The sequence below is a fragment of the Pseudomonadota bacterium genome, assembly GCA_030775045.1.
Taxonomy (GTDB): domain Bacteria; phylum Pseudomonadota; class Alphaproteobacteria; order JALYJY01; family JALYJY01; genus JALYJY01.
Map to the genome: position 1 here is coordinate 1 of JALYJY010000090.1, position 5,450 is coordinate 5,450.

The 5,450-nt window shown below is 60.0% G+C and carries 6 protein-coding genes; 3 read left to right on the forward strand and 3 right to left on the reverse strand.

Annotated elements, in window-relative coordinates:
- The 3 genes from M3O22_07765 to M3O22_07775 all read left to right on the forward strand — a co-directional run.
- The coding region (locus tag M3O22_07765) for a PCRF domain-containing protein (protein MDP9196641.1) at positions 1-539 on the forward strand (539 nt) is incomplete at its 5' end.
- A gap of 24 nt (positions 540-563) precedes the next feature.
- Positions 564-1,994, forward strand: coding sequence for an MBOAT family protein (locus M3O22_07770; protein ID MDP9196642.1), 1,431 nt, complete (start codon positions 564-566; stop codon positions 1,992-1,994).
- 7 nt (positions 1,995-2,001) lie between these two features.
- A complete protein-coding gene (locus tag M3O22_07775) occupies positions 2,002-3,069 on the forward strand; it encodes a hypothetical protein (GenBank protein MDP9196643.1) in 1,068 nt (355 codons plus the stop codon).
- Between the two features lie 9 nt (positions 3,070-3,078).
- Here M3O22_07775 and M3O22_07780 read toward each other — a convergent pair whose 3' ends face one another.
- The 3 genes from M3O22_07780 to M3O22_07790 form a co-directional block, all read right to left on the reverse strand.
- Positions 3,079-3,543 (reverse strand): RNA pyrophosphohydrolase, encoded by a 465-nt coding sequence (locus tag M3O22_07780; protein ID MDP9196644.1) that lies wholly within the window; start codon positions 3,541-3,543, stop codon positions 3,079-3,081.
- A 42-nt stretch (positions 3,544-3,585) separates the two neighbouring features.
- On the reverse strand, positions 3,586-5,007 hold the full coding sequence (locus M3O22_07785; GenBank protein MDP9196645.1) for a S41 family peptidase: 1,422 nt from the start codon (positions 5,005-5,007) through the stop codon (positions 3,586-3,588).
- Positions 4,994-5,450, reverse strand: a 457-nt coding sequence (locus tag M3O22_07790) for a peptidoglycan DD-metalloendopeptidase family protein (protein ID MDP9196646.1), incomplete at its 5' end; no start/stop codon positions are given. The genes M3O22_07790 and M3O22_07785, both read right to left, overlap by 14 nt.

Here is a 5,450-nt window from a genome sequence, read left to right on the forward strand (position 1 = left end):
GAGGCGTCCACCGCCTGGTGCGTATCAGTCCCTTTGACAGCAATGCCCGCCGGCACACCAGCTTTGCCTCGGTGGCCATCAGCCCGGTCATCGATGATAAAATCGACATCCAGATCGATGAAAAAGATGTGCGCACGGACACCTACCGGTCTTCCGGCGCCGGGGGCCAGCACGTGAACAAGACCGATTCCGCCGTGCGCCTGACCCACATTCCCACGGGGGTCGTGGCGGCGTGCCAGCAGGAGCGCAGCCAGCACAAGAACCGGGCCAAGGCCTGGGACATGCTGCGCGCGCGCCTGTACGAGCTGGAGCTGAAAAAGCGGGAAGAAGCCGCATCGGCCCTGGAAGAGCAGAAAACCGACATCGGCTGGGGCCACCAGATCCGCAGCTATGTCCTTCACCCCTACCAGATGGTCAAGGACCTGCGCACCGGTGTGGAAACCAGCCAGAGCCACGCGGTTCTGGACGGCGACCTGGACATGTTCCTGCAGGCCTCACTCGCCCACCGCATCAAGGGGCACGGGGACGCAGAAGCCTGATGCAGTTTCCCTGGCAATGCTGACATGCTGTTCAATTCTCCGCAATTCCTGTTTCTTTTCCTGCCGGTGTCGCTGGCCCTGTTTCTGGCCCTGAAAAAGTGGAGCCACGGGCGGGCCGTAGTGGCTTTTGTGGGTCTGGTATCCCTTGTTTTTTACAGCTTCTGGGATTTTCGCTATCTGGGCCTGCTTCTGGCCTCCATCGTCTTCAACTTTATTGTCGGCGGACGACTGGTGAAAACGGGCAGCAGGCCACTGCTGTGGCTGGGGGTTGGGGGAAACCTTCTGTGCCTGGCGTGGTTCAAGTACGCAGGCTTTCTGGCAGTCAACATCAACGCCGTCATGCCGTTCAACATCCCGATCCCGCAGGTGATTCTGCCCCTGGGAATTTCGTTTTTCACCTTTGTGCAGATTGCCTATATCGTAGACGCTTGGCGAGGCAGGGCCGGCCATCACAGCTTTGCTGAATATCTGGCTTTTGTGACGTTCTTCCCCCACCTGATTGCCGGGCCCATTCTGAACCACAAAAGCATCATGCCGCAGTTCCACGAGCTTCCGGCAAAGGGATATTCATGGGGAAAAACGGCCATGGGCCTCAGTCTTCTGGCCATGGGCCTTTTCAAAAAGGTTGTGCTGGCGGACGGACTGGCGAAGTACGCCATCCCCGTGTTCACCCGCGCGGACAGCGGCGCGGCCCTTCCCCTGCTGGATTCATGGGCGGGGGCCCTGCACTATACCCTGCAGCTGTATTTTGATTTTTCGGGATACTCGGACATGGCCATCGGTATCGGCCTGATGTTCGGGATCAGGCTGCCGGACAATTTCCGCTCGCCCTATCGGTCGGCCAGCATTATCGAATTCTGGCGGCGCTGGCATATCACCCTGTCCGATTTCCTGAAGAACTATCTGTATATTCCTCTGGGCGGAAACCGCAGGGGCGAGGCCAGACGCCTGGCCAACCTGATGCTGACCATGCTTCTGGGGGGTCTGTGGCACGGGGCCGGATGGACCTTTGTTATCTGGGGCGGCCTGCACGGCCTGTATCTGGCGGTCAACCATCTGTGGCGCCGCGCTTTCCCGCCGGAAAGCGCCGGCATGGCGCGAAAGCTGGCAGGCTGGATCCTGACCATGGGTGCTGTCATCCTAGCCTGGGTATTTTTCCGCAGCGCAACTGTTGCCGGAGCGCTGAATCTTCTGGCCGGAATGGCGGGCCACAATGGCATGGGAGAAAAGTTCGCAGGGGCCGGTTTCCTGGCCATGGCGACGGCCATTGCCCTGCTGATGCCCAATACCATGGACATCATCGCCCACGCTGAAGGCACAGGACAGAAAAGATGGTATTCCTGGCGGCCTGACCGCCGGTGGGCCGGGCTGTCCGCTGTATTGCTGGCGGTATCCCTGTACCTGATGATCTACAGCTCCAACCGGATCTCTGAATTTATCTATTTCCAGTTCTAGGCACTCAATGAAACCCGGAAAATTTGCCCTGATAACCCTCTGCCTGGCTTTGGTTCTTTTCCTGCTGCCTGTGGGCATTGTGATGGTTTTCGATCCGTTTTTTGTCCTGCACAGGCCCTGGTTCATGAAGGTCCCCCTGCTTGACGGAACAGACCGCTATCAGAATGCAGGACTGATCAATTCTTTCCTTGCTGACCCGGCACAGGGATTTGATACGGTGATCATCGGCACATCCATGAGCCAGAATTTTCCCGTGGACTCCCGGACCCTGAAACTGACGCTGGCAGGCGGAACGGCAAGAGAGCTGGGGGTTATTGCAGACAGGGCCCTGTCCACAGGGAACGTCAGATCGGTCATCTGGGAGATATTTACATCATACAGCAGTACTGATCCACAGGCCCTCCATGGAGAATCCCCCCTGCCACTGTTCCTGTACAACGACAATGTTCCGGACGACTGGCGGTATGTGTTCAGCAATGATGTGATCGAGGAAGCCCTGAAGCTGGCTGCAGGAAAAGTCCGCAAACGCAGGTCCCTGGAAACCCTTTATACATGGACCCATGAAGACCGGTTCACCGGGTTCGCTTCCCCGGCCACGCAGAAAGAACTGCGCCGGTCAGCAGAAAAAGCAGACCTGCCCTTGCAGGTGTCCCTGCCCCGGACTATGAAAAACATGGATTTTCCCAATATCAGCCGGAATCTGGTGCCTGTGCTGAAGGCCCATCCCGATGTGCGCTTTTCCCTGTTTTTTCCGCCCGTATCCCGGATTGCCCATATCCTGGCGGGCAATGAGGGATTCTGGAAGGAAATGATGATGCGCCGGGCGGTCCTGGAAACCGTCAGGGACATGGACAACGTTGCTGTCTACGGATTTGACCTGGAACAGAACCTGGCAGAGGTGGTCACATTCTACTGCGACCCCAGCCACTACAGCCCGGAAATCAGCGCCCGGATGGCAGAAGCCGTGAAAAAAGGAAAAAACCGGATAACCCTGGCAGACTGGGAAGTTTATACCCGGATCCTTGTGAAGAAGGTCAACAGGTATGCCGGGATCTTTCTGGCGCAGGAAAGATAATATCGGCAATCACGCCCGGTTGTGCGGACCCTGTCCCCGCGCCAGTTTCTCGAGGACGGGGCTGAATTCCTCCAGAACGGCCTCATAGACATGCCTTTTGAAAGGCACAACAGCTTCGCACAGGTATTTCGGGGGCACCCATTTCCAGGCAGCGAATTCCCGGTGGCCACCGGCAGCCAGATCGATGTCGTCGTCCTGTCCGGTGAACAGCGCCAGAACCCACTTCTGCTGCTGTCCCCGGTATTTGCCGCCATAGATCCGGCCGGCCAGATAATCGGGAAAATCATAGCGGTGCCAGTCGGCAGTCTCGGCCAGAATCCTGGCCTGGCGGGTTCCGACCTCTTCTTCCATTTCGCGAAGGGCAGCGTCTGTCACGCCTTCCCCCGGCTCGATTCCACCCTGGGGCATCTGCCAGGCATCGGGCATATCCAGCCGGCACCCCAGAAAGATCTCCCCCCTGGAATTGACCAGCATGATTCCCACGCAGGGCCGCCAGGGGAGGGATTCAGACACGGTCTAGGGCTCCCTGTTGCCGTGGGTGCTGCTGTACAGGCTGAGCCCGCGCAGAAGGTCGATGGCCCGGGCCAGCTGGTAGTCCTGTTTCGGATCATCCGGATCCGGGGCTGCGTCTGTCTTTTTGTCCCCGTCATCAGCGTCCGGAGATTTCTCGCTGCCGGGTTTCAGGTCTTTCTTCCGGTCGCTGTCCTTCAGGGTATCGTTTGACAGCGCCCCGCGCAGGTCAGATTCCCGCTGGCGATGGCCGGTCTTCATGCCTTCCACCTTTGCGGGCTGAACATCGATGTCCGGGGTGATGCCGGTGGCCTGGATCGAACGGCCCGAGGGGGTGTAGTACCGGGCTGTGGTCAGGCGGATGGCACCGCCGGGGGGCGGAACAGGAATGACGCTCTGGACCGAGCCCTTGCCGAAGGACTGGGTGCCCATGACGACCGCGCGACGGTTGTCCTGAAGCGCACCGGCCACGATTTCCGAGGCCGAGGCGGACCCACCGTTGATCAGCACCACCATGGGCCTGCCCTGGGCCAGATCGCCCGGAGTGGCCTCGATCACCCGGTCATCGGTGGAGGGAATGGTCTCTCCGGAAGCAGTGTGGCGGGGCCGTCCGCGGGTCGAGACGATATGGCCACCGTCCAGAAAATCATCGGCCACGGCGATGGACTGGTCCAGCAGGCCGCCGGGATTGTTGCGCAGATCCAGGACATAGCCGGTCAGCTTTGGCCCTGCGGTTTTCTCGATCGCGGATATGGCCTTTTCCACGCCGACCTGGGTCTTGTCGTTGAAGGTGGTGATGCGGATATAGCCCACGTCACCCTCGACCCGGTAGCGGACGGATTCGATCTTGATGACAGCGCGGGTCAGGGCCACCTCGAAGGGTTCGGCCGTATCCTCGCGCCGGACCATCAGCCTCACCTTTGATCCCGGAGAACCGCGCAGCTTTTCCACAGCCTGGGGCAGGGTCAGGCCCATGACCGGCTCCCCGTCGATGGATACGATCATGTCCCCCGGCTTCATGCCGGCCTTGTGCGCAGGGGTATCGTCAATGGGGGAGACGACCTTGACCAGGCCGTTGTCCATGGTGACCTCGATCCCGAGGCCTCCGAATTCGCCCTTGGTCTGGATCTGCATATCCTCGAAGGTCTTGCGGTCCAGATAGCTGGAATGCGGATCCAGCGAGGTGAGCATGCCGTTGATGGCCGCGTCGATCAGCTTTTCCTCGTCCGGCTGTTCCACATATTCCCTGCGGATGCGCTCGAACACCTCGCCGAACAGGTTCAGCTGGCGATAGATATCCGCCGATGCGGCCGGCCGGCTTTCGCTGTCCGCGGCTGTGGCCTCGGGCCGGGCACAGGCCGGCGACAGTGACAGGGCCAGCAGCAACGCAACAGCCGTCAGAAGATTTCCCGTTTTACCCTTGTCCACGTCCCTGTCCCCGATATCCTGTGAATGTCTTTGGATTGACCGGCTCCCCGTGGCGGCGCAGCTCATAGTACAGGGGAGAGGCATCTGCCCCTGCGGGCATCAGGCCCACGGGCTCCCCTGCAGTGACGCGCTGTCCGACGGAAGCGTTGATCGTTCCCAGACCTGCAATCAGGCTATGATAGCCGTCTGCATGCTGGACAATCAATATCTGCCCGTAATTCCTGAAATTTCCTGCAAAACGGACCATGCCGTCCAGCGGCGTGGTCACCATTGCCCCCGGCAGCGAAGACAGGCGCGTGCCCTTGCTGGTTTCCCCCGCCGGGTCCTTTTTGCCATAGGCCGTCACAACCTTGCCCGTCACAGGCCAGCGAAAGCTTTTCCGGTCCAGGACCAGGGGGGGAGCAGCCGGCGCGGACACAGAAACGCGGGAAGGACGTTCCGGT